Here is a 23,557-nt window from a genome sequence, read left to right as displayed (position 1 = left end):
GGAGAGGCTTGTTATAGGGTCCGCCCGAATGCGGAACCTGCTCCTCGGAATGACGCTGGCCATGAGCCTTGGAATCGGGTCGAAGGCGGTGGCGCAGCCTCCTCGGCAGCTCCATGCGGGTGAAATCGCGGCGGGCCTGAAGCGGCTCGGTGTGACAGGCAGCGTCCTCTATGTCGCGGCCCACCCGGACGACGAGAACACGCGCTTGCTCGCCTGGCTGGTGGGAGAGCGCGGCCTGCGCGCGGGTTACCTGTCCGTGACGCGCGGCGATGGTGGGCAGAACCTCATCGGCACCGAGCAGGACGCCCTGTTGGGGCTCATCCGCACGCATGAGCTGCTCGCCGCGCGGAGCGTGGACGGCGCGGAGCAGTTCTTCACGCGGGCGCGGGACTTCGGCTACTCGAAGAGCGCGGAAGAGGCGCTGCGCATCTGGGGGCATGAAGAGGTGCTGGCGGACGTGGTGCTCGCCATCCGCCGCTTCCAGCCAGACGTCATCATCACCCGCTTCACCACGGAGCCGCCGAACCACGGCCACCACACGGCCTCCGCGCTGCTCGCGGCGGAAGCCTTCACCGCCGCCGCCGACCCGAAGCGCTTCCCCGAGCAGCTCTCCGAGGTGAAGCCGTGGAAGGCGGACCGCCTGCTGCAGAACGCCTCCCCATGGTGGTTCAAACCCGATGAGGACCTGTCCCGCTACGTGAAGCTGGAGGTGGGCGGCTACGACGCGTTGCTCGGGCGTTCGTGGGGCGAGGTGGCCGCGGAGAGCCGCAGCCAGCACAAGAGCCAGGGCTTCGGCCAGGCCGTGGACCGAGGCCCCAGCACGGAGTACTTCACCCCGCTGGCGGGGACGCTGCCGAAGCGCGACGTGTTCGAGGGGCTCGACTTCTCCTGGAGGCGTTGGAAGGGCTCCGAGGCCGTATCCCGCGCGGTGGCCGCCGCGACGAAGGCGTTCGATGCGCGCGCGCCCCACCGCTCCCTTCCCTCGCTCGTCCGCGTCCACGAGGCGCTGACCGCGTTGCCGGACACCCATCCGTGGAAGGCGCCCAAGCTGCGGGAGACGGAGGCGCTCATCGCCGCCTGCGCGGGTCTGTTCCTGGAGGTGCGTGCCGCCGCGCCCACGGGCATCCCGGGGCTGCCGGTGGCGTTGGACGTGGTGGCGCTGAACCGCTCGCCCGCCGCCGTCGAGTGGGTGGGGCTGACGCTGCCGGGCGAGAAACCCGAGGCCGTGGGGAAGGCGCTGGGGGCGAACGTGCCCGTGAAGCTGTCGCGCACGGTGACGCTGCCGACGACGGCGCCCATCTCCACGCCCTACTGGCTCCGCGAGCCCGTCACCGGAGGGCTCTACACGCTCGAGGGCAATGACCGCGCGCTCACCGGCCAGCCAGAGGGCGTTCCCGCGCTCTCGGTGGCGTTCGAATACAAGGTCGCGGGCCGGCGCTTCCGCGCGGTGCGTCCGGTGGTCTACGTCTGGACGGACCCGGTGCGCGGCGAGCTCTACCGTGACTTCGAGGTCGTCCCGCCCGTCACCGCCACGCTGGCGCAGGACGTGCTCATGTTCCCCAACGGCGAGTCCCGTGCCGTGCCGGTGGTGCTGGCCGCGGGGGTGGACCAGGTGCCGGGCACGGTGCGGATGGTGGCGCCGCCCGGCTGGCGCGTGGAGCCCGCATCGGTGGAGTTCAAGCTCGCGTCGCGCGGAGACGAGCGCACCGTCACCTTCCAGGTAACGCCGCCCCAGGGCTCGGCGCGGAAGGGTGACCTCTTCGTGGATGTCGATGTAGGGGACCGCGCCTGGTCCTGGCGTGCCCGCTCCGTGTCCTATCCCCACATCCCGCCGCTGACGGTGCGCCAGCCCTCCACGGCCACGGTGGTGCCGTTCTCCCTGGCCACGAAGGGCAAGCGCATCGGCTACATCCCCGGGCCGGGCGACCGCGTCGCGGAGAGCCTGCGCGCGGTGGGCTACGAGGTGACGCTGCTCCCCGAGGAGCGGCTGGCCCAGGAGAAGCTGGAGCGCTTCGACGCCATCCTCGTGGGCGTGCGCGCCTTCAACGCCAACACGCACCTCGCCGTCCACCGGGAGCGGCTGCTCCAGTACGTGGAAGGCGGCGGCCGGCTGGTGGTGCAGTACAACACCAACAGCCGCGTGGGGCCGCTCACGTCCTTCGTCGGGCCCTATCCGCTGGAGATTGGCCGCGACCGGGTGACGGATGAGACGGCGGTGATGACGCCGCTCCGCGCCGATGAGCCGCTGCTGCGCGGGCCCAATGCGCTGACAGCCGCGGACTTCGAGGGCTGGGTGCAGGAGCGCGGCCTCTACTTCGCGTCGTCATGGGACGCTCGCTACCAGCCCGTGTTCGCCATGCACGATGCCGGCGAGGCGCCGCTCCAGGGCGCGCTGCTGGTCGCCCGCCATGGCAAGGGCACGTTCGTCTACACGGGCCTCGCTTTCTTCCGTCAGCTTCCCGCCGGCGTTCCCGGCGCCTACCGCCTGTTGGCCAACATCCTTTCTCAATGAGCACTGCCCCCCATCTGAGTCCGAGTGAGCCTTCCGCCGAGGTCCCCGCGCCCCGGCCCGAGCTCGATGACGCGCCGCCGCTGCTGGGCTCGTGGCGCAACATCTACATCCTGGTGCTGGGCACCTTCATCCTGTTCCTCGCCCTGGGCTGGGTGCTCACGGAGGTGTATTCGTGACGGGGCTCGACTGGATGGTGCTCGGTGGCACCATCGCGTTCATTGTGACGTGGGGCCTCTGGAAGTCCCGAGGGACGGCCACCAGCGATGAGTACCTGCGCGGCGGCCGTGCGCTGACGTGGCCCACCATCGGCCTGACGGTGATGGCCACACAGGCCAGCGCCATCACGTTCCTTTCCGTCCCCGGGCAGGCCTACGAGGACGGGATGCGCTTCGTGCAGTTCTACTTCGGACTGCCGATCGCGATGATCATCATCAGCGCGGTCTTCGTGCCCATCTACTACCGGCTGAATGTCATCACGGCCTATGAGTACCTGGAGTCACGCTTCGACCTGAAGACGCGGCTGTTGGGCGCCTTCCTCTTCCTCATCCAGCGTGGACTCGCGGCTGGCATCACCATCTACGCGCCCGCCATCATCCTCTCCGCCATCCTCGGCTGGCCGCTGGAGCCCACCGTCATCGTCATGGGCGCGGTGGTCATCCTCTACACGGTGACGGGTGGGGCCAAGGCGGTGAGCCAGACGCAGAAGCAGCAGATGGTGGTGATGATGGGCGGCATGGTGGTGGCCGCCATCGTCATCGTCTGGCGGCTGCCGGAGCACGTGTCGTTCGGCAAGGCGGTGGACGTCGCGGGTGCCTTCGGCCGGATGAACGTGGTCAGCTTCGACTTCGACATGCAGGACCGCTACAACTTCTGGTCCGGCATCACCGGAGGGTTGTTCCTGTCCCTGTCGTATTTCGGCACGGACCAGTCGCAGGTGGGCCGCTATCTCTCCGGCCGCTCCATCTCCGAGAGCCGGCTGGGGCTGCTCTTCAACGGCGTGCTGAAAATCCCGATGCAGTTCCTCATCCTCTTCGTCGGGATTCTCGTCTTCGCCTTCTACCAGTTCAACACGCCGCCGCTGCTCTTCAACGAGGCGCTGCGTACCCGCGTGCAGGGCACGGCGCAGGCGGCCGAGTACGCCGCGCTGGAGTCGAAGTGGGAGCAGGTCCAGTCCGGCAAGCGCGCGGAGGTGGAGCGCTACCTGTCGGCCGTCGATTCAGGCGACGTGGCGGCCGGGGATGCGTCGCGGGCGCTGCTGCAGGGCCGTGCGCAGGAGGCGAGCGCCCTCCGCAAGGAGGCCAAGGACCTGGTGGCCCGCGCGCTGCCGGGCGCGGAGACGAAGGACTCCGACTACATCTTCATCTCCTTCGTGAAGCGCTGGCTGCCCAGCGGCCTGTTCGGCCTGCTCATCGCCGTCATCCTGTCCGCGGCCATGAGCTCCATCGCCAGCGAGCTGACGGCCCTGGGCACGACGACGACGGTGGACTTCTACCGGCGGGTCTTCCAGCGCAACGCTTCCGACCGGCACGTGCTGGTGGCGTCGAAGCTGTTCACCGTGTTCTGGGGCGTCGTCGCGGTGGGCTTCGCCACCTTCGCGTCGCTCTTGGACAACCTCATCCAGGCGGTGAACATCCTGGGCTCCATCTTCTACGGCACGGTGTTGGGCATCTTCCTGGTGGCCTTCTTCGTGAAACACGTGCGCGGCCATGCCGTGTTCGCGGCGGCCGTCATCTCCCAGGCGACGGTGATTGCCCTCTTCTTCCTCTCCGAGGTGGGCTACCTCTGGTTCAACGTCATCGGCTGTGCGCTGGTGGTGGCGCTGAGCCTGGTGATGCAGGCCGTTCTGCCGCGCGGCGAGACGCCGGCCCCGGCGCCGGGGGCCTGAGTCCGCGGCATCCAGGGCGGTGAAGGCCGGGAGGCGTCCGTGAAGGGGCGCCGGCCCGGCCTTGAAGTATGCTCGCCCCGGAGAGGGACGGACATGTCTGACGGGAAGAGGCGGCCCGGTCGCCCGGGGCGTTCCGAGGAGCCACGCATCGCCCCGGAAGAGGACGAGGACGCGACGCGGGACATTCCGCTCTTCACGCGCCCCGAGGAGACGCGCATGGAGCCCGTGGAGCCTCGCTTCGAGGAAACGCGCATGGGCCCCGTGGAGTCCTTCTCCCAGGAGGAGGACCTGCCCCCCTTGGAGCCTCCCGCGCTGGAGACGCGGATGGGGCCCGTCCCGGACGCGAGGCCCGTCCGGGCGGGGCGCTCACGCGGCGCCGCCAGAAGCGCGCGGACCGAGCCTCCAGCGTCGCCTGTCGAGGTCCACACGGAGGTCATGCCTCCGAAACCTCCCAGGCCGCGCGGCGGCCCGGAGGCGAAGGCCCCGGGCGCCCCCGAGAAGCGCGCCAGTCCGCCGAAGGCCAGTGCGTCCCCCGCCAGCGTGGGCGTGGTGCGGCTGAGTCCGTTGGAGCCCCTGGGCGCGAAGGTGGTGGCCGCGGAAGAGGCTCCCGCGCTGCGGACGATGTTCGCGAACCACTCGGCGCTGCTGGCCGAGCAACTCCGCGACGCGCTGTCGACGAAGATGTATGGCCGCGGCCCTCACCGGGTGTTGCGCATCGACGAGCCGGAAGGGCCCAGCACCGCGGGCGGGAAGCTGGCGCGGCAGGCCATCTCCCTGGTGCCTCGCAAGGGCGCGGGGACCTCGCTGACGTGTGGCTGGGTGGACGTGTCCAAGCGCGAGGCCCAGCTCCGCAACTTCGAGGCGGTGGCGAAGCGGTACGAGCTTCACCACGGCGAGCCGCTGGAGATGCAGGCCGAGGAGTACGAGCGCTTCCTCACCGACGTGGAGGCCGTGCTCACCCAGGCCGTCATCAAGGTCCGCGTCATCGTCCCCGAGGAAGCGGGCGCGGTGCGCGTCGCGAGCCCTTCCGCCCCCGCGAAGGGCGTCCCGCCCGTCTGGGCGGGACTGCTGGCCGTGCTGGCCTTCGTGCTGGGCCTGCTCGCGGGGCGGATGGGCTCAGGCGGCTGAGCTACGCCGGGGGCGGGGCCTCACGCTCCCAGTGGCGGCGGGCGATGGACTCGGTGAAGAGCTGGCCGAAGCCCTTCGTCTCCACCTTCGCGCTGCGGACGACGCCGCGCGTGGCGTCCAGGCCCTTGCTCGGCGGCGCCTCCAGGTCGCGCACGCCCGCGGCGTCCAGCAGGGTGTTGGCGTCCGCGGAGAGCGCCAGCGCCTTGCAGTGCACGTAGGCCTCGCGCACGGAGTCCACCGCCAGCGGCACGCGCCGCAGGGCCGCGACGCTCTGCTCTCCACCGGGCACGTAGACGGCGTCGTACATGACGGAGGACGCCGTGGAGAAGGTCAGCAGGCGCCGCGGATGCCGGCCTTCAGCGAGTTGTCCGTGTCCGAGATGGGAATGCCCTGGTCCGTGGTGAGGACCTTCCCCACCGCATGCATCCGGTGGGGTTCGAGGCTTTCGCTCTTGAGCGTGGTGGGCCGGGTCTTCGCCGAGGGCTTGCGCAGTTTCATGGGAGCCTGTCGCCAACGAGAGAGGTGAAGGCGCCGTCTACGCTGGCCGCGTCCACCCTGAGGCCATGAGGCTTGGGGGGACGTCGGCGAGTCGGCACTCGCGCGCGTGGCAGTGTCCACCACCGCGCGCTCGGACCTCGTGGCGTCAGGCGTGCATCACGGCACGGCGGGCGCGGCCACGGCGGGAGCACCTTCCCCGGCCGGAGCAGCAGCAGCGGCGGCCTCGGCCTCCGCGCGAGCCTTCTCCTCCGCTACGCGCGCGGCCTCGGCCTCCGCGCGCTTCTTCGCGTCGGCCACGGCGACGTCCTTCATGGTCGCCAGGCCCTTCTCGAAGTCCTTCCCAATCATGGCCTCCATGTCCATGAACAGGCTCATCGCCTTGCTCACGAAGTTGTTCTCGCCGGACATGGCCCAGGCGACCTGGGTGCCACCCTCGGCGGCGCTGAAGGTGAAGGTGGAGGTGTTGGTGGCGGCGAAGGGCTTGATGAACTCGAGCTTGATGGTGACCTGCTCGTTGGCCTTGCTGTCGGTGATGGTCATCCGGCCCTCACCGACCTGGTCGTTGCCCACCCAGGCGTAGCCCGCGCCCGTGCCTGACTCCGGGCCGGAGTAGGTGCGCTTCTGTTGCGGGTCCAGCCCGTCCCAGGGGGACCAATCCGTCCAGCGACGGAAGTCACTCACCAGCGCGAAGGCGATGTCCGCGGACACGGGGAGCACCGCGGTGCGCTGATAGGTGAACGTGTCGGGACGGGTGACGACGAAGCCGACGAACAGCAGGATGACGGCGGCGAGGCCGACGAGAATCTTCTTGAGCATGGGGAGTGGGTCCTCAGGAGGCGGCCTGGGATGGCCGCGCTCCTGGCGCGCGTCTTAAAGCGTGTCCGGCGCCCCACGCAACCCACGCACAGCACAACGACTACGACGGAGATTGGTTGCGGCTCAGCATTCCGGAAGGCCCACGCTCAGGTTGGCCACCTCCAGCACGTTGGCGGCCAGCCCCCCTCGCGCCGTCTCCTTGTACTTGTCCTTCATGTCGCGGCCGGTGTCGCGCATCGTCCGGATGACCTTGTCCAGGCTGACGAAGTGGCGCCCGTCGCCGTGGAGGGCCATGCGCGTGGCGTTGATGGCCTTCACGGAGGCCATGGCGTTGCGCTCGATGCACGGCACCTGCACCAGTCCGCCAATGGGGTCGCAGGTGAGGCCCAGGTTGTGCTCCATGGCGATCTCCGCCGCGTTCTCCACCTGGAGCGGCGTACCCCCCATGACCTCCGTGAGCGCCCCCGCGGCCATGGAGCAGGCGCTGCCGACTTCACCCTGGCAGCCCACCTCCGCGCCGCTGATGGAGGCGTTCTCCTTGTAGAGCACGCCAATGGCGCCGGCGGTGAGCAGGAAGCGCACCACGCCGTCCTCGTTCGCGCCGGGCACGAAGCGCCAGTAGTAGTGCAGGACGGCGGGGATGATGCCCGCGGCGCCGTTGGTGGGCGCGGTGACGACGCGGCCTCCCGCCGCGTTCTCCTCGTTGACGGCCAGGGCGTAGAGGTTCACCCAGTCCAGCACGGTGAGTGGGTTGGTGAGGCCGGCCTCGGGACGGCTGATGAGCTTCTGGTACATGCCCGCGGCGCGGCGCTCCACCTTGAGGCCGCCGGGGAGGATGCCGCCGCTGGTGCAGCCACGGCGCACGCAGGCCTGCATCACGTCCCAGACGCGCAGCAGCCCGGCGCGAATCTCCGCCTCGTCGCGCCAGGTCTTCTCGTTGGCGAGCATGAGCGAGCTGAAGCTCATGCGCTCGCGCTCGCAGTGAGCCAGCAGCTCGGCGGCGGACTGGAAGGGGAAGGGCAGCGGCGTGGTGTCCTTGCTCAGCGGGTCCTTGCCCGCCGCGGCGGCGGACTCGTCGACGATGAAGCCGCCACCCACGGAGTAGTAGGCGGTCGACGCCAGCTCCGCGCCGTCCGCGCCGGAAGCGGTGAAGCGCATGCCGTTGGGATGGAAGGGCAGCGAGCGGCGGCGGTGCATGACCAGGTGCTCGCCGTCTCGGAACGTCACCTCGCGCTGACCGAGCAGCGCCACGCGGCCTTCCGCGCGCCAGCGGGAAATGATGGCGGGCACGGCCTCCACGTCCACGGCCTCCGGTGTCTCGCCCATCAGGCCCAGCACCACGGCCTTGTCGCTGCCGTGGCCCTTGCCCGTCGCGCCCAGCGAGCCGAACAGCTCCACCTTGAGCCGGGTGAGCCGCTCCAGCACGCCTGTGTCCGCCAGCTTCCGGGCGAACATGCGCGCCGCTCGCATGGGCCCGACGGTGTGCGAGCTGGAGGGTCCGATTCCAATCTTGAAGAGGTCGAAGACGCTGACGGCCATGGCGAGCGCAACATGCCACGTTTCCAGTTCCGTCCCAGTGTCCCTCCGCCGAAGCGCATGTCACCGCGTGGACGGATGAACGTCATTGGAAGTCCAACGAGCGCGGGCGGGTCGCACTCCAGGCGAGAGGCCTCAGTGCCGTGCGCGTGGGATGCGCTAGACGCGGTGCGTTGTCTGTCCGATGTCTGGCCCGCTGCGTCGAAGTGGCGGGCTCAAGCGACGGCGCGCTGCGGGAGCCGAAGGCGAGCGTAGCGCAGTTGAAGGCGTCGCTGCCGCGTCTGTGAGCTGCTGACGCCAAAGACACGAAGGGCCGGGAAGACGTCCGTGGGACGCCGGCTCCCGGCCCTCGTGCTGACGGACGGCTACTGGTCGTCGCAGGGCGTGCCCAGGCGGGCACCTTCGTACACACCGAGCTCGTTGTAGATGAGCGGCAGGTTCTCATCCACGGGCACCTGGCGCAGCTCCAGGCGGCGCTTGGTGTTTTCAATCCACATGGCGGGCTTCGCCTTGTCGAGCAGCAGGCGGAGGTCCCCGCGCTTGGTGGAGAAGATTTCGCCTTCGGAGTCGGAGATGACGTTGGTCATCTTCTGGGCCTTCAGGTTGCCGCGCGGCCCGATGAAGACGCGGTAGTTCTTCTTCTCCGCCTCGTGGAAGCCACGGTCCACGAAGTAGTAGGCGCCCTTGGTGTCGCGCAGCAGCGCGTAGGGCACGAACTTCTGCGGGTTGGGATGGAAGGTGGCCTTGCGCAGCAGCTCCGCAGCCGGCTCACCGTCCAGCATGGTGAGGGGAATCTTCTTCTCACCGCAGGTCAGGGAGCAGGTGCGCTCCTTGCGGTCAATCTCCACGCTCGACATCACCCGCCAGTCGATGCCGCGGAAGTTGGGGTTCGCGCCCTTGTTGAAGAAGCGCGGGTCCAGGAAGGACGTGGCCGACGTGTAGGGGCCGGGGCGGGGCACCTGGACGAGCTGCTTCTCATTGCCGTAGTAGAGGACGGCGTTGGTGTCCTCGTCGTCAGGCGTGAGTGCCACGAAGTGGCCCTTGCCGTCGGTGCACACCGACGTGGCCTCCAACATCATCTTCTCGCCGAGGTTGGACTCCTTGCCCCAGGGGGGCTGGATGGGCTCGGCCGCCATGACGGCGGTACACGCGAAAGACATCGCCGCGAAGGCGAAACGCTGGAATCGCATCGTGAAGGCTCCGACTACAGGTTCTGCTTGAAGTACTTGGTGGCGAACTTGTCCTGATTGGAGGCGTCGCGAGAGGTCGTCCAGATGACGCGGTCCGCCTCAATCTTGGGCTCCAACGCGGAGCCGAAGCGGCAGCTGACCTGCTTCACCTTCTCCTGGATGGTCTGCTTCGCGATGGCGGACGCCGTACACAGGTCCTTGAGGCTGGTCAGCGGGGTGCCACAGAAGCTGGAGATGCTCAGCTCCTTGAGCTGGTCCTCGTTGATGCTGCTCCAGTCGATGCGGGCGGCCACGGACGTGCCACACGCGTTGTTCATCTCCTGGAGGGTGGCGGCAAATTCCTTGTTGTGGCCGGACTCCTCGCCCTTGCGGTCGAAGGCCATCAGCTTCGCCAGGGTGCCGTCCTTCATCTGCTTCTGGTGCTGCGCGTAGACCTCCTCCGGCTTCAGCGCGGCGGTCTTCTTCTCGTCATAGGCCAGGCGGATGGAGCGCTGGCGGCCGGGCACGTAGAGCTCGTACTTCGTGTCGCGTACGTGCAGGGCCGTGTACTTCCGGCCGTGCCACTGGGTGCTGTAGTTGAACTGCTCGGTGCTGCGGGTGCTCCAGTCGTTCTGCTCGTAGGGGAACACCAGGCCGTCGAACTCCGAGCCCGTGCCCTTCACGCGCAGGATGAACTTCTTTTCGGAACGGGGCGTGAGCGGCACCACGGCCACCTCTTCGCCCTCCGTACCGGAGTACACCTTGCCAGCTTCCACCGGCGCGGCGGCCAGGGCTTGCGACGCCCCCAGCGCGACTGCCGTGACAATCACTGCGACCATGTTTCTCAAGCGAATCACCTCGTGTTGCATGAGGGCCCCCCAACCCGGATGGCCCGCTGTTTCAGAGCTCGATGTCGTGCTTCTGGCAGAACTTCTTGACCTTGGCACGCTCCGCTGACGCGACCTTGGGCCACTCGCTGACCGCACCGCCCAGGTCCTTCTGCTGGCAGTAGGCGCGGGTGAGCAGCGAATACGCCGCGATGGAGCGCTTCGTGCGCTGGCTGCTGCGTGCCAGCGCGATGGCGCGGCTGGCGTCACCCGAGGCCAACGCGCTTTCTCCTTCCTTCAACAGCTTGCGGACCTGCTCGGGAAGTTCTTCCTTGGGCTCGGGACGCGTCACCGGGCGAGAGGTCGGCTTGTCGGGCGGGGTGACAGTGGCCACCACCACCTGCTGCGGGTTCTCTGTGTCCGGCGGAGTCTGCGTGCCATTGGCCTGCTCAGTGCCATTGGCCTGCTCAGTGCCATTGGCCTGCTGCGTGCCGTTTGCCTGCGTGCCGTTGGGCTGCTGCGCATCGTTGGCCTGCTGGCCGTTGGGCTGCTGCGCATCGTTGGCCTGTCGCGCGTCCTGGGGCGTGCGGGCGTCCGCGATGGGCGTCGTGGGCGAGCCCGTGCCGGAGGTGCCACCCTTCATCCACCAGATGAGTCCCACGCTGGAGGCCAGCAGGACCGCCGCGGTGGCGCCGATGAATGCACCGCGCCCCTTTGCCGCGGGGGGCGGCGAGACCGGCGTGGACGGGGCGGACAACTGCGCCGCGGCGGCATCGGCCTCGGCGGCGCCCGGGATGGGAACGGGAACGCTCACGGCTGTGTGGTGCGGAGCGGGGCGTTCCGGCACGGGGATGGCCGGAAGCTGCTTCGAGATGAGCGTGGGCTCCAGGCCCGGCGGGTCGATGAGCGATGCGGCGGACAACTGCGCCACGCCCATCTGCCCCGTGGCGGATGGGCTGAAGCTTTGCGCCTGCACCACGCCCATCTGCCCCGTGGCGGATGGGCTGAATCCTTGCGCCTGCACCACGCCCATCTGCCCCGTGGCGGATGGACTGAAGCCCTGTTGTCCGGTGCCGGGCGTCATCGTGGAATCGAAGCCTTCGCGGTCCGTGTCCGGTGCCACCTTTAGGCTTCCGGGCGGGACGGTGGCGGAGAGTGAGTCCGGGCCCGTGGATGGCAGCGCGATTCCGGACGCCGGGGCCTGGGGACGCGGGGCGGGCTGGTTGCCCGCCGTGGTGGACAGCGAGTGCAGCGGCGTGCCCGTCAGGTCCTCGATGAAGGAGGAGACGTCCGGGTAGCGCTCGTCCACGCCCTTGGCGAGCGCGCGCATCACCGCGGAGATGGCCTCCGGCGTGGCCTCGGGACAGAGCGGGGCCAGGGGCTCGGGCGGCTCATAGACGACGCGGAAGATCATCTGGGCGAGGCTGCCTGAGCCGAACACGGGTTTGCCGGCCATCATCTCGTAGACGATGCACCCCAGCGCGAAGACGTCCGTGCGCGCGTCGATGTCCCGGTTCTTCCCCTGGGCCTGCTCCGGAGACATGTACTGAGGCGTCCCGATGATGGTCGCCTCCTGCGTCTGCACCGTCGTGGAGCTGAGGACCTTGGAGATGCCGAAGTCGAGCAACTTCACGCGCTCGCCCACCACGCCACCGGAGTCGGTGGGCACCAGGAACACGTTGGCCGGCTTGAGGTCGCGGTGGATGACGCCCGCGCCGTGCGCCGCCTGGAGCGCCGAGCCCATCTGCCGGGTGAAGGAGACCACGTCCTCCATGGGCAGGCGTCCGCGCGCCAGGCGCTCCTGGAGGCTCTCACCGCGCAGGTACTCCAGCACCAGGAACGGGTTGCCGTTCTCCAGGGTGTCGTAGTCGAGCACCTCGACGATGTTGGGGTGGCCCAGCCGCGAGGCAATCTCCGCCTCCCGGCGGAAGCGCGCGAAGATTTCGGGCGTCAGGTGGTCGCCGCCACGCAGCACCTTGACCGCCACCTGCTTGCCGGGAAGCCGCAGGTGCTGGGCCAGGTACACCGAGCCCATTCCTCCCCGTCCCAGTAGGGAGACAATCCTGTACGTATTCCGCAGGACCTCATCAATGCGGAGGTCACCGTCAGCGGGTAGGGTCATGGGGCTGGGACTCTCAGGCAGGGCATTCCGGGGAAACTTCGCCCATTCCATCCTCCCACCCCCCCATGAGGCAACCCTCCTGATGTCGCAGCACACCCAGCCGGGTCGTAGCACGCGACGAGACTGTGCGTCTCACCGGCAGCCTGCTAAGGAGGCGGGCGTATGCCGAAGGCCAAGACTCCCAAACCCCCGGACTCACTCGAAGTCCGAGTGCGCCGCATCCACAGGCGGGACCTGAACCGGACCTGGGAGTTCCTCAAGCTCGTCTTCCGGGACGTGAACCGGGAGACGGTGGAGTACCAGCGGCCTCGCTCCAAGCGGCGATTCCTGGAGGTCTACACCTCGGAGTGGATCGAACAGCTCCTCTATGAGGTGGACGGTAGCATCGTCGGTTACTCGGAGTGCGCCTTCGAGGCCACCGGGGACGACAACTGGGTGAACCCCCGCTGGTTCGAGAAGCGGGGCATGCGGCCGCTCTTCGTGGAGGAGCTGGCGGTGCACCCGGACTATCAGGGGCGGGGCGTGGGCAGCTTCATGTTGGATCAGCTCCAGCACCTGGCCCGGACGCGGGGCTGCACGCACCTAGTCCTGGAAGTGGCGGAGAACAACGAGTCCGCCCTGACGTGGTACCGGACGCGGAGCTTCTACAAGCTGGATGCCGCCATCTTCATGGCGCAGAAGGTGCCTGGCGAACCGGACCTGCTGCCGCCGCGCCGGTTGAAGCGCCGGCAGAAGCCCACCGCGGAGACGGGGACGCCCTCGACGGGCCCCATGCCGGAAACCGCGCCCACCCGAGCCGCGGCACGCAAGGGGCGCGCGCCCGCGGCGAGGAAGAAGAGCAGCTGAGGCTGCTCAGGCTTCGAACGGTACCGCCGCCCGGGACTCCGAGCGGCGGCACGCGACACAGGACTTCGGGGTCGTTCAGGCTGGCTGAGGCAGGCGCGAGGTGTCCGGCGCCGGCTCGGGGGCGACCGCCGTCGTCGTGGTGAGCGCGGGCTGTGGCGCGGGCGCGATGATGGACTCGCCCACAGTCTCGCCGTGCTGGCTCAGGTCCAGGCCTTCTTCCTCGTGCTCGCGGGTGACGCGCAGCGGGACGATGCGGTCCACCAACTTGTAGAGCAGGAACGCGCCGACGAAGGAGAACACCGACACCAGCACCAGCGCCAGCATGTGCATCATGAAGGTGCGCGTCTCGCCGTGGATGAGGCCCACGTCCTTGGCCAGCACACCCGTCAGCACCATGCCCACCACGCCGCCCAGTCCGTGGCAGGGGAAGACGTCCAGCGTGTCGTCAATGGAGGTGCGGTTCTTGAAGTGCACCGCCGCGTTGCTCACGAAGCTGGCGACCAGACCCACGAAGATGCTCTGCCCCACGGTGATGAAGCCGGCCGCGGGCGTCACCGCCACCAGGCCCACCACCGCGCCGATGCACGCGCCCATGGCGCTGGGCTTGCGGCCGCGCAGCCAGTCGAAGGCAATCCATCCCAGCATCGCCGCCGCGGACGCCGTGTTGGTGGTGGCGAAGGCCAGCGTGGCCAGCGACGAGGCCGACATCGCCGAGCCCGCGTTGAAGCCGAACCAGCCGAACCACAGCATGCCCGTGCCCAGCATCACGAAGGGGATGTTGGCGGGGGCGTGCGTCGTGTTCTCCACGTGCACCTTGCGGCGGCCCAGCACCAGCGCGCCGGCCAGCGCCGCGAAGCCCGCGGACATGTGCACCACCGTGCCGCCCGCGAAGTCGAGCACGCCCCACTGACGGAGGAAGCCCTCCGGGTGCCACGTCCAGTGCGCCAGCGGCGCGTAGATGACGAGCGTGAAGAGCACCATGAAGAGCACATACGCCTTGAAGCGCACGCGCTCCGCGAACGCGCCGGTGATGAGCGCCGGGGTGATGATGGCGAACTTGAGCTGGAACAGCGCGAACAGCATCAAGGGGATGGTGGGCGCCAGGTCCGGGTGCGTCTCACCACCCACGCCGCTGAACATGAAGAAGGTTCGCGGGTCGCCGATGAGCCCATGGAAGCTGTCGCCGAAGCACAGGCTGAAGCCCACCACCACCCAGATCAGGCTGATGACCGCCATGGCGATGAAGCTCTGCAGCAGCGTGGACACCACGTTCTTCAGCCGCACCATGCCGCCGTAGAAGAAGGACAGGCCTGGCGTCATCAGCAGCACCAGCGCGGTGGCTGTGAGGATCCACGCCGTGTCCGCGGTGTTGATGGGACCTCCTTGCTTCACCTGCGCCGCCGGTTCGACCAGCAACCCCGCCACACCCACACCCACGAGAAGGGCCATCGCCAACCACTTCTTCATTGCGCCTCCACTCGGAAGACTGACGCAATGCAGGATGTGGCGAGTTCGCGCTAGATTCAATCCGGCCTGAGATTATTCTGCGCCTAAGTAGGTTAAAATGGTCCGGATTTAGTCTAGGCTGATGCTTCCTGGCGGGCGGGGGCTCACTTCACCTGGATGCGCCCGTCCTTGATTTCCAGGTCTTCACCGCCCTTGAGGACCACGGTTCCCGCGTCCGTCTTCACGGAGCAGGGCCCGGAGCCCTGGATGGTGACGGAGGCCGTCTGGCTCTTGCCGAACGTCACCGACGTCTTCACGCCGCTACACACCACGGACCACGAGTGGTCGCGCGAATCGCGGTTGTAGTAGCGCACCGTCACCGCGGCCCACGCGGCGGACGACGCGAGCAGGGATGCAACCAGTGTCACCGCGGCGAGCTTCGTCTTCATGCCTTCTTCCCTGAGTCAGGAGCGTTGGTGCCGCGCACACTGGAGCACGGAGTTGGTGCTTGTCCATGCCTCGCACGTGACGGCAGGCCAAGTCATACGACGCATCCCTGACAGTCGCGCGGACAGGCAGATGCTTTGCCTACGTACAAAGTCGCGCTCGCGTAGCATTGACCCGAGGGGGAACGATGACCGTACGGGCCTCGTTCACTCGCGATGACGCCCTGCCCAGGGGGGCTTGGACGCACGCATGAGGCAGCGACCGAACGTGGGGTCGGCACGGGGAGGGCCTCACGCCGAACGGGGAGGCACACCCGGAGCAGGCTCGCGAAGGGGGGCTCGTGTGTGGGGCCGGTGAATCGCCGCAGCGGGTCCCAGACGTCGCGCTCGGTGGGGATGAGCTCCACGTTGGTCATCCCGTGCTCGGGGACGAGGCTGGCGATGTGCTCGGAGACCACCCTGACGCTGCGGGGTCGAAGAAGTCGTCGCCGTTCCAGCGCTTCGGCTCCAGGGTGAAGCCGTTGATGCCGTCCGTCCCCACTTCGCTTGAGACAAAGCAGAACAGTCAGCCTCAACGGAGTCGGTGCGGATGTACCAGCACCGACTCCGCCGAGCGCTGGCGTCAGTGAATGGAGTCGGGGAGGGTCAACGCTCCGCTGACCGTGGTCGCGCTGCCTCTCGGAACATGGTCATACGCGGTCATTGGCTGTCCGGAGCGCGCATAGCCTTCCGAGCGAATCGCGTCGATGTGGAGAAAGAAGGTGCCGGGTGGAAGCAGGTCCGGAGGAATGACGACGGAGGTCGCGTCCCCGGCGAGGTAGATGCGTTCGCCACCCACGCGAGAGGGGGCTCCGAATGACACGACATAGCCGTCGGGCGCGCCGTCCGCAGGCGCCTGCCAGGAGATGACCTGAGGTCTGCTGGTGAGCGTTCTCGGGAGGTATCCGTCGGCCCCATCCACCATCAAGGCACGGGGCGGTTGTACAAGGGGACGAATGGGCTGGCCCGAGAGGTTCGCAACACGGTCCACCCATGCAATTGAGCCGGTGGTGAAAAACTGATTCGCCCCGGGCGCGCGGGGAATGCGAAGGCTCAGGTAGGCACGAACCAGCACATCCCGGTTGGAGGGATAGGGGTTGCCATAGACGAGGGTGGTCTGGACATCCTCCGCCATGGAGGGTGGGCGCAACATCGCCGCGAGGATGGGGCCATTCGTGGGAACCCTCACATCCGCTTCCCCGGGGATGGTGGTGACGATGGAGAGCACGAGAGGACGCGCCTGGGCGCCTGGATGCGTTTGCTCGGCGAGGGCCTTGAAGTCGGAGACCTTCCAGTCCACGGAGAGTGAATGCGTGCTGGGCACAGCTTGGAGGCTTCCTTGGATGGGCATCAGGTGGGTGCCGTCGAAGTCGAGCGGGGCCAGCTGAGCGGAACGCACGATGGCGCTGTATCCGAGTGGAGTGCCATCGGGCAGCGCCTCGGCCTGTCGCGGGGCGTACTGGTGCACCCAAATCCTATCCCCGCGTTCTCGTTCGAAGATTGGAACAGTGTCCGCGTTGTCGACACTCCTACCCGAGTTGTTCCATGAGGTCTGGCCTTCGGCGAGTCCGTCAGACACCGCCAGAATCGCGGAGAGGGGAACTTCTTCGGACATGATTTCCAGCGAGGAGCCCGGCGCCTCGGGGGGCGTTGGGAAGGGGCTGTACTGCCAGGGTTCCAAGTGAGTCAGCGCGATGTCCGCATAGGCGAATGACCTGTCTTGCAGCCGAACATCGGGGCGTCCCATGAGGTTGATGCTCAGGTCCACGTCACGAGCGCGGGTGACGACGTAGTCCGTGCCCACCTTTACGTAATACGTTCCGTCCGGCACGTTCGAGAAGATGAACTCTCCAGGGCCACCGATTCTCCCCGGAACTTCGTTCAGCGAGGTTCCGTCCGCGACGAAGAGGGAGATGGGCGTCCTCTCAAAGTCCTCGGGGCGCATCTCGACTCCGCCGGGCGAGTGGTACCGTCGCATGCGTTGGATGCGCACCTGGAGGGCCGGGTCCTCGTCCGGCCCCGCATCCGGAGAAGGGCCCGCGTCCGGAGAAGGGCCCGCGTCGGGTAATGGGCCCGCATCAGGTAATGGGCCCGCGTCGGGAGTCGGAGAAGACGGTTCTGGGTCCGAGCATCCCAACGCGGTCAGGCAAAGCAATAGAGGTAATGCGAGTGAACGGCTCATCGACATGATTCGTCCAATGAGTGCCCAGAGGCCCGGCCGCCAGCGGGAGGTGTGCGTTGTCTTGCGGCCCCTCGCTTGGAGCGAGCAGCCCGCCGACAGGCGCGGTTGTACATGGCGGTCCTGGAAATATTCCAATCAAAGAGACGAATGATGGGTGTGCAGCTTTATGCACACCCTCCCATCCGCTTCCGGTGCCTGGCCAGTTGACGACTCAGGCCGACCTGGGCGGAGCTCAGCCACCGGCAACGGCCATTCCGTCCTTCATCTCCTCCGACGCCTTCAACACGAGCACGTCTCCAGTCTCAATCGCGCCGAACACCTCGACCTTCTCGCCGGCACGCATGCCGCGCGAGACAGGCACACGCTTCGCCGCGCCATCCTGCACCCGCAGGACGTAGGTGCCCATTCCGCTCTCCACCAGCGCCGTCCGGGGAATCACGACGGTGGGTCCCTGTGAGGAGAGCGCAATGCTCGCGTCGGCGACCATCAAGGGCAGGAGCGCCCCGTCCGGGTTGTCGACGTCTGCCTCGATTCGCTCCGCGCGGAGCTCCGCGTCGAGCGCCCGCGCCCTCCGGGTGATGCGCGCGGAGAACTCGCGCCCCGGGAGCGAGCGTACGGTGAACTTCACGGTCTCATCCAGGTGGACATAGGGGCTGTACGCCTCTGGAATCGACACGTGGAGCCGAAGCTTCTGGACGGCCCGCACCACCAGCATCGGCTTGTGCGAGCCCCGGCCCGAGGGGCCCACGTAGGTCCCGAGCTCCACGTTCCGTTCCGTCACGACGCCATCGAAGGGGGCCCGCATCACCAGGTAGCTCCGCATGGCCAGGAGCTCGTCGTAGTGCGCCTTGGCGGCGACCACCTGCGCGGCATCCGCCTGCTCCTTCGCCCGCGCCTGGTCGACCGCGTCGTGGGCCACGGCCCCCTCGGTCGCGCTGGTCCGCACGGTGCGCTCGTAGCTGGCCTTCGACGCGACATGGAGCGCCTCCATTGCGGCCCACCGCGCCCTGGCGGATGCGAGCTGCGCTTCAATCTCCGGCGCTTCGAGCGTCACCAGCAGGTCGCCCTTCTTGACGATGTCGCCGATATCCACTCGGAGGTGCTTCACGTAGCTGTTGACCTTCGCGTACACGTCCACCGTCTGGTCCGCGACCAGCTCGGCCGGCAGTCGCAGGTTCGACGCCAGCCGGGATGCCTCGACCCGGAAGGTCTCCGTGGCTGCGCGCGCGGTGGGCACGGTGGCCTCCATGGAGGGCTCCGCGGTCCGGCAGCCGCTCACACTCGCCAGCCCGCCGAGGGTCAGCAGGATGCACCAGCGGTTCGCTCGTGTACGCATTTCAGGCAGCTTCCATGGCATGGTGTTCACTCTCCACATCGGTAGGGTCAAGAGACCGGGACGTCGTAGGGACCGCGTCCTGCGCCCAGGCGAACGCGAGCGGCAGGCCGAACAGCACCATCAGCGTCGACGCGCTCAGGCCACCAATCACTGCTCGCGCCAGGGGAGCCATCTGGTCGCCGCCCTCCCCATGCCCGATGGCCATGGGCAGCATTCCCGCGAGCATTGCCAGCGTCGTCATCAAGATGGGGCGCACGCGCAGCGATACGCCTTCGAGCGCGGCGAGGGGCGCGTTCGAGCCCGCCTTCCGGCGCTGCTCGGAGCTCGCCACCAGCAACACGCCGTTGGCGATGGAGACACCGACGGCCATGATGATGCCCATGTAGGACTGGAGGTTGAGCGTGGAGCCGGTGAGTCGCAGGGAGATGACCGCGCCCAGCACGACGGCCGGCACCGCCGTCAGGACCACGGTGGCCAACCGGAACGACTGGAAGCTGGCCGCGAGCAGCAGGAAGACGACCAGGACCGCGACCACCAGTCCGTTTGCGAGGCTGCGCATGGTGTCGTCGAGGACGACGGAGAGTCCCGCCAGCTGCACGTTGACGCCCTTGGGCAGCTCGCCCATGGATGCAATCGCCGCCTGCACGTCGCGCCGGGCCTGCGCCAGGTCCTTGCCGTGGACATTCGCGGTCACCGAGGCGAACGCCATGGTCCCCAGGTTGTGCGTCTCCCCGTACGCGATGCCAGGGGTGATGGTGGCCACGTCCCCGAGCACGGGGCGGCTTGCGTTCTTCAACAGCGGCACCTGCGCCAGGTCCTGCTCGCTGTTCAGCTCGCTCGCGGGCGTCTGGACCTGCACGTCGTATGCGATGCCCATCATGCCTTCGACCCACATGTTCTTGGACGTGTAGCGCGAGGACGACGTGGACGCGGTCAGGGAGCGCGTGACGTCCTGCATGTCGATGCCCAGCTGGGCCGCGCGAATCCGGTCCACCTCCACGTTCAGAGCCGGGTAGCGCAGCGACTGCTGCACCTGCTGGTCTCGCAGATAGGAGATGCCCCGGAGCTTCTCGAGCAGCACCCCCGCGTATTTCTCGTTGACCTTCTTCTTCATCCCGGAGAACCGGACCTCGATGGGATACAGCGCGCCCTGACCGAGAATCTTCTCCGTGATTTCCACGGGCTCGAACGCGACCTGGACCTCTGGCATCGCCTCGCGCACGCGCTGCCGGATGCGGTCCTTCAACGCGTCGATGTCGCCGACGCCGCCCTCGAAGGCGACCTGCAGGAGCGCCTCGTGGGGGCCCGCGTTGTAGAGATAGATGGGGCTGATGGCGAACGATGAGGGGTGCTGGCCCACGTAGGCCGAGGAGATTCGGACCTTCCCGGCGCCCACGACTTCTTCGATGAGGCCCATTGCCTGGTGGACGACCTGCTCGGTCTTCTCGATTCGGGTTCCCTCCGCCGCGCGGAGTCGCAACTGGAGTTGGCTGGAGTCGACTCTTGGCAGCACGTCCTTGCCAATGCGCTGGAGCGACACCACCGCCAGGACGATGAGGCCTCCCACGCCTGCCGAGACGAGCAACCTCCTGTGCGGAAGCAGGCGTTCGATGACGCGACGCACGCGTCCTGGGGAGGGGCTGGCGCCCTCACCACCCGGGGGCGGACCGTGCTGCTTGAGCATCCAGTTCGCCAGCACCGGCACCAGTGACTGCGAGAGCAGGAAGGAGACGACCATCGAGCACCCGATGGCCAATGCGAGCGGCCGGAAGAGTGCCCCGGGGATTCCGCCCATCGTGAGGGCGGGCGCGAAGACAGAGAGGATGCACAGCAGGATGAGCAGCTTCGAGAAGGCAATCTCCAGGCACGCGTCCCACACCGCCACCGCCACTGCCTTACCGCGCTGGAGGTGCTGATGGATGTTCTCGATGGTCACCGTGCTCTCGTCCACCAGGATGCCAACTGCGAGCGCCAGGCCGGCCAGGGTCATGATGTTGATGGTCTGGCCAAAGAGCTTGAGGAACAGCACGCCGGAGATGATGGCGATGGGAATCGTGATGATGACGATGATGGCGGAGCGCACGTCACGCAGGAACAGCAGGACCATCAGCCCCGTCAGCACCGCGCCGAGCACGCCCTCCGCAATCAGCCCCTTCAGGGCCCCCACCACGTAGACGGACTGGTCGAACTCGTAGGAGATGTGCACGTCGTCGGGCAGGTTGCTCTGGATTCGGGGGATGGACTCCTTGAGCTGCTGCACCACGTGCACCGTCGAGGCATTCCCCGCCTTGGCGACGTTGAGATAGACGGAGCGCTTGCCGTTCACCAGGGCGTAGCCGGTGGCGATGTCGGCTCCGTCCTTCACGGTCGCGACATCCCGGACGTAGACGTTCGCCACCGAGCCCTTGAGGAGCGGGATGTTCCCGAAGTCCTCCACGGCGCGAAGGGTGCTGTTGGTCGGCGTGATGTAGGAGATGTCGCCGACGTGGACGTTCCCGGAGGGCGCCGTCACGTTCTGGTGCGCGATGGCCTCCACGACCTGTTCGGGCGTGAGGTTGTGCACGCGCAGCTTCTCCGGCTCGATGTTGATTTCAATCGTGCGCGGGCTGCCGCCGAACGGGGGCGCCGTCGTGAGGCCGGGGATGGAGATGAGGAACGGCCGTGCGGTGAAGTTGGCGATGTCCTGGAGCTGGTTGTTGGTCTTGCTCTCGCTGCGGAACACCAGCTGTCCCACCGGCTGCGAAGAGGCATCGAAGCGGATGATGAAGGGGGGAGGCGCGCCGGGGGGCAGGAACACCTGAGAGCGGTTCGAGAGCGCGTTGATCTCCGCGACCGCTTGCCCCATGTCGGTGCCTTCGTAGAACGAGAGCTTCATCAGGGTCAGGCCCTGGGAGTTCTTCGTCTCGATGTTCTTGATGCCGTTCGTGAACAGCATCATGTTCACGTACATCTTCGTGAAGTACCCCTCCATCTGTGCCGGCGTATACCCGTTGAAGGTATGCGCGATGTACACGACAGGGAGGTTCATCTCCGGCAGGACGTCGACCTTGATGTCTCCGGCCGCACGCACACCAAAGAAGACCATGGCGACGACCAGCACGAGTACGGTGATGGGCCTTCGTAAGGAGACCTTCAGGATGCTCATTGCTTCTTCACTCCACGGACCTGCTGCAGGAATTCGTTGAGGTCACCGGCCGCGGCCGACTTGAGGAGAAGGGCCTGCCAGATGCCGTTCTGGGCGAGCTCGAGGTCGACATCTGCCCGGGTCGCGGAGAACGTCGCCTGGGTGAGTTCGACAATCGTCCCGAGCCCACTGTCGTAGCGGGCCTTGCTCTGCCGGAACCCCTCCGTGGCGGCGTCCCGTTGCAACACGGCGTGCTGGGTCACCTCTCGCGCCAGGTCGAACTTGTGCTCGGCGAAGCGCGCCTGGGCAACCAGCTCCTGGGTGACCAGCTCCTGCTCCTGGTGGAGCGCGCGGGTACGCGCGTCCCGCGCTGCCTCGCTGGAGAAGCTGCGCAGCACGGAGGCCAGGTTCCAGCTCAATCCCAACCCGACAAGGGTGTTGCCCCGATCGATGCCTACCCCGCCGAGGTACCCGCTCGAGAACGCGCCCGGGTCCTGCGCGTAGTTGGAGCGAAAGCCCGAGCCGCGCCCCTGCAACATTCCGAAGGCGAAGAGCGTGGGACGGCCCTCGGCCGCGGCCACCTTCTTTTCCTGCTCGCTGCGGCGGACCTTCCCTTCGTGCTCCGCGAGGACGGGATGCCCGGGCGCGACGTGCGCTGGCGCGCCAGGCTCGGGCGTCGACTGGTGGAACGTCGGCTCGAGCTGGAACTCGCGAAACGGAACGCCCATCAGGACCGCAAGCTCCTTCGACGCCAGGAGCTCGGCGTCATAGGCCTTGAGCTGGAGGGCCCTGGCGTTGGCGAGTTCGGCGCGCGCGAAGGAGACATCCACCCCGGGGACCAATCCGTTCTCGGCGTGGCTCTGGACGGACTCGAGCACGACCTCGAAGCGCGCCACGCTCTGCTTCTGGATGTGGGTGATGCGCTGAGCGGTCGATAGGTTGAGGTACGCGCGGGTGACGCGAACCCCATGCTGGAACCGCGCGAGCTCGAGCTCGCGCTGTTTCAGTTCGTGCGTCCTCTCCGACAGCTCAATCTGCCGGTCGAGACGGCCGAAGGTGGAGACGTTCCAGTGGACGAGCACCGAGTACAAGGCGCCGAACGCCGCGTTCCAGTTCTGCTCCGGCAACGGGGGACTGGTCGATGCATTGGAGGGGCCGCCAGGAGAATAGAGCGTCCCATGCAGGGCATTCACGGTGCCGAACGTCTGCTGCGCCGACAGCACGACGTCGGGGAGGTAGGTCTTCCGGGTGTATGACACATCATGCTCGGCCGCGTCACGACGAGACTGTTTCGCGCGGATGTCGCCGTAGTTGTGAAGCGCGGTGTCCAATGACTCGCGCAGGGTCAACGTTTGTGCCAGGGCTTCGGCCGGAGATAAGGCAACGGCGAGCACGGCGCCGAAGCCTGAAATGGCGGCGGCGCCACGCGAGAGCAATGCAAACCCGTACACGACCTCTCCTTGATGATTCACGCACAGCGACGAGGTGCGCCGAGCCTGCCGTCCGCGGATGCGTGCGAGCGAACTGGCCGACTCGACGTGTTCCTAGGCGCGTCAGGCGTGGAGCGTGACACCTTGAGAGTCGTTGGGGGCCGACGGGGTCAACGCTGCGGGGCTCACGAGGCGGCCCGCACCATTCGTGGGCC

General features: G+C 67.7%; 18 protein-coding genes. 5 read left to right on the top strand and 13 right to left on the bottom strand.

What is annotated here, in order from left to right:
* Window positions 1-28: 28 nt before the first annotated feature.
* From FL344_RS15990 to FL344_RS15975, 4 genes are all read left to right on the top strand, one after another.
* Complete coding sequence (locus tag FL344_RS15990; protein WP_141619137.1) at window positions 29-2,512, top strand: PIG-L family deacetylase; 2,484 nt, start codon at window positions 29-31, stop codon at window positions 2,510-2,512.
* A complete protein-coding gene (locus FL344_RS15985; RefSeq protein WP_141589921.1) occupies window positions 2,509-2,688 on the top strand; it encodes a hypothetical protein in 180 nt (59 codons plus the stop codon). The genes FL344_RS15990 and FL344_RS15985 overlap by 4 nt, the downstream gene beginning before the upstream one ends.
* A complete protein-coding gene (locus FL344_RS15980; protein WP_141619136.1) occupies window positions 2,685-4,397 on the top strand; it encodes a sodium:solute symporter in 1,713 nt (570 codons plus the stop codon). Before FL344_RS15985 ends, FL344_RS15980 begins: the two co-directional genes overlap by 4 nt.
* A 93-nt stretch (window positions 4,398-4,490) precedes the next feature.
* Complete coding sequence (locus FL344_RS15975; protein ID WP_141619135.1) at window positions 4,491-5,525, top strand: hypothetical protein; 1,035 nt, start codon at window positions 4,491-4,493, stop codon at window positions 5,523-5,525.
* Window position 5,526: 1 nt separating this feature from the next.
* Here FL344_RS15975 and FL344_RS15970 read toward each other — a convergent pair whose 3' ends face one another.
* The 7 genes from FL344_RS15970 to FL344_RS15945 all read right to left on the bottom strand — a co-directional run bounded on the left by FL344_RS15970 (window position 5,527) and on the right by FL344_RS15945 (window position 12,493).
* Window positions 5,527-5,859, bottom strand: coding sequence for a hypothetical protein (locus tag FL344_RS15970; protein ID WP_228565097.1), 333 nt, complete (start codon window positions 5,857-5,859; stop codon window positions 5,527-5,529).
* Entirely contained in the window at window positions 5,856-6,023 is a 168-nt protein-coding gene (locus FL344_RS38525; protein WP_194858361.1) for a hypothetical protein, read from the bottom strand. Before FL344_RS38525 ends, FL344_RS15970 begins: the two co-directional genes overlap by 4 nt.
* A 156-nt stretch (window positions 6,024-6,179) precedes the next feature.
* The gene (locus FL344_RS15965; RefSeq protein WP_141619134.1) at window positions 6,180-6,839 is read right to left on the bottom strand and encodes an SRPBCC family protein; all 660 of its coding nucleotides are present in this window, start codon (window positions 6,837-6,839) and stop codon (window positions 6,180-6,182) included.
* Between the two features lie 123 nt (window positions 6,840-6,962).
* Complete coding sequence (locus tag FL344_RS15960) at window positions 6,963-8,378, bottom strand: L-serine ammonia-lyase (RefSeq protein ID WP_141619133.1); 1,416 nt, start codon at window positions 8,376-8,378, stop codon at window positions 6,963-6,965.
* Between the two features lie 362 nt (window positions 8,379-8,740).
* Entirely contained in the window at window positions 8,741-9,565 is an 825-nt protein-coding gene (locus FL344_RS15955) for a hypothetical protein (RefSeq protein ID WP_141619132.1), read from the bottom strand.
* A gap of 14 nt (window positions 9,566-9,579) precedes the next feature.
* Window positions 9,580-10,383 carry a hypothetical protein gene (locus tag FL344_RS15950; RefSeq protein WP_228557881.1) on the bottom strand — a complete coding sequence of 268 codons (804 nt, stop codon included), beginning with the start codon at window positions 10,381-10,383 and terminating at the stop codon, window positions 9,580-9,582.
* 61 nt (window positions 10,384-10,444) lie between these two features.
* A complete protein-coding gene (locus tag FL344_RS15945; RefSeq protein WP_141619131.1) occupies window positions 10,445-12,493 on the bottom strand; it encodes a serine/threonine-protein kinase in 2,049 nt (682 codons plus the stop codon).
* A gap of 162 nt (window positions 12,494-12,655) precedes the next feature.
* Here FL344_RS15945 and FL344_RS15940 point away from each other — a divergent pair, with 162 nt between their 5' ends.
* A complete protein-coding gene (locus FL344_RS15940; RefSeq protein WP_090493417.1) occupies window positions 12,656-13,339 on the top strand; it encodes a GNAT family N-acetyltransferase in 684 nt (227 codons plus the stop codon).
* Between the two features lie 75 nt (window positions 13,340-13,414).
* Here FL344_RS15940 and FL344_RS15935 read toward each other — a convergent pair whose 3' ends face one another.
* From FL344_RS15935 to FL344_RS15910, 6 genes are all read right to left on the bottom strand, one after another.
* Window positions 13,415-14,806 (bottom strand): ammonium transporter, encoded by a 1,392-nt coding sequence (locus FL344_RS15935; protein WP_141619130.1) that lies wholly within the window; start codon window positions 14,804-14,806, stop codon window positions 13,415-13,417.
* Window positions 14,807-14,949: 143 nt separating this feature from the next.
* Window positions 14,950-15,234 carry a hypothetical protein gene (locus tag FL344_RS15930; RefSeq protein ID WP_140795161.1) on the bottom strand — a complete coding sequence of 95 codons (285 nt, stop codon included), beginning with the start codon at window positions 15,232-15,234 and terminating at the stop codon, window positions 14,950-14,952.
* A gap of 619 nt (window positions 15,235-15,853) precedes the next feature.
* Window positions 15,854-17,038, bottom strand: a complete 1,185-nt coding sequence (locus FL344_RS15925) for a hypothetical protein (protein WP_228565092.1) — start codon at window positions 17,036-17,038, stop codon at window positions 15,854-15,856.
* Window positions 17,039-17,684: 646 nt separating this feature from the next.
* Window positions 17,685-18,788: an efflux RND transporter periplasmic adaptor subunit gene (locus FL344_RS15920; protein WP_141619129.1), complete on the bottom strand. Its 1,104-nt coding sequence runs from the start codon at window positions 18,786-18,788 to the stop codon at window positions 17,685-17,687.
* Between the two features lies 1 nt (window position 18,789).
* On the bottom strand, window positions 18,790-21,933 hold the full coding sequence (locus FL344_RS15915; RefSeq protein ID WP_141619128.1) for an efflux RND transporter permease subunit: 3,144 nt from the start codon (window positions 21,931-21,933) through the stop codon (window positions 18,790-18,792).
* Window positions 21,930-23,363, bottom strand: a complete 1,434-nt coding sequence (locus FL344_RS15910) for a TolC family protein (RefSeq protein ID WP_228565091.1) — start codon at window positions 23,361-23,363, stop codon at window positions 21,930-21,932. Before FL344_RS15910 ends, FL344_RS15915 begins: the two co-directional genes overlap by 4 nt.
* Window positions 23,364-23,557 lie beyond the last annotated feature (194 nt).

The sequence above is a fragment of the Myxococcus sp. AB036A genome (assembly GCF_006547355.1).
GTDB classification, from domain to species: Bacteria; Myxococcota; Myxococcia; order Myxococcales; family Myxococcaceae; genus Myxococcus; species Myxococcus virescens.
Note: the sequence above shows the minus strand (reverse complement) of the source record. Positions and strands in the feature narration are given on the sequence as shown.

Bases quoted from the DNA above. Each gene is read 5' to 3' on its own strand.
- FL344_RS15990 (WP_141619137.1), top strand. From the start codon at position 29: ATGCGGAACCTGCTCCTCGGAATGACGCTGGCCATGAGCCTTGGAATC.
- FL344_RS15985 (WP_141589921.1), top strand. From the start codon at position 2,509: ATGAGCACTGCCCCCCATCTGAGTCCGAGTGAGCCTTCCGCCGAGGTC.
- FL344_RS15975 (WP_141619135.1), top strand. From the start codon at position 4,491: ATGTCTGACGGGAAGAGGCGGCCCGGTCGCCCGGGGCGTTCCGAGGAG.
- FL344_RS38525 (WP_194858361.1), bottom strand. From the start codon at position 6,023: ATGAAACTGCGCAAGCCCTCGGCGAAGACCCGGCCCACCACGCTCAAG.
- FL344_RS15965 (WP_141619134.1), bottom strand. From the start codon at position 6,839: ATGCTCAAGAAGATTCTCGTCGGCCTCGCCGCCGTCATCCTGCTGTTC.
- FL344_RS15960 (WP_141619133.1), bottom strand. From the start codon at position 8,378: ATGGCCGTCAGCGTCTTCGACCTCTTCAAGATTGGAATCGGACCCTCC.
- FL344_RS15955 (WP_141619132.1), bottom strand. From the start codon at position 9,565: ATGCGATTCCAGCGTTTCGCCTTCGCGGCGATGTCTTTCGCGTGTACC.
- FL344_RS15950 (WP_228557881.1), bottom strand. From the start codon at position 10,383: ATGGTCGCAGTGATTGTCACGGCAGTCGCGCTGGGGGCGTCGCAAGCC.
- FL344_RS15945 (WP_141619131.1), bottom strand. From the start codon at position 12,493: ATGACCCTACCCGCTGACGGTGACCTCCGCATTGATGAGGTCCTGCGG.
- FL344_RS15940 (WP_090493417.1), top strand. From the start codon at position 12,656: ATGCCGAAGGCCAAGACTCCCAAACCCCCGGACTCACTCGAAGTCCGA.
- FL344_RS15935 (WP_141619130.1), bottom strand. From the start codon at position 14,806: ATGAAGAAGTGGTTGGCGATGGCCCTTCTCGTGGGTGTGGGTGTGGCG.
- FL344_RS15930 (WP_140795161.1), bottom strand. From the start codon at position 15,234: ATGAAGACGAAGCTCGCCGCGGTGACACTGGTTGCATCCCTGCTCGCG.
- FL344_RS15920 (WP_141619129.1), bottom strand. From the start codon at position 18,788: ATGCGTACACGAGCGAACCGCTGGTGCATCCTGCTGACCCTCGGCGGG.
- FL344_RS15915 (WP_141619128.1), bottom strand. From the start codon at position 21,933: ATGAGCATCCTGAAGGTCTCCTTACGAAGGCCCATCACCGTACTCGTG.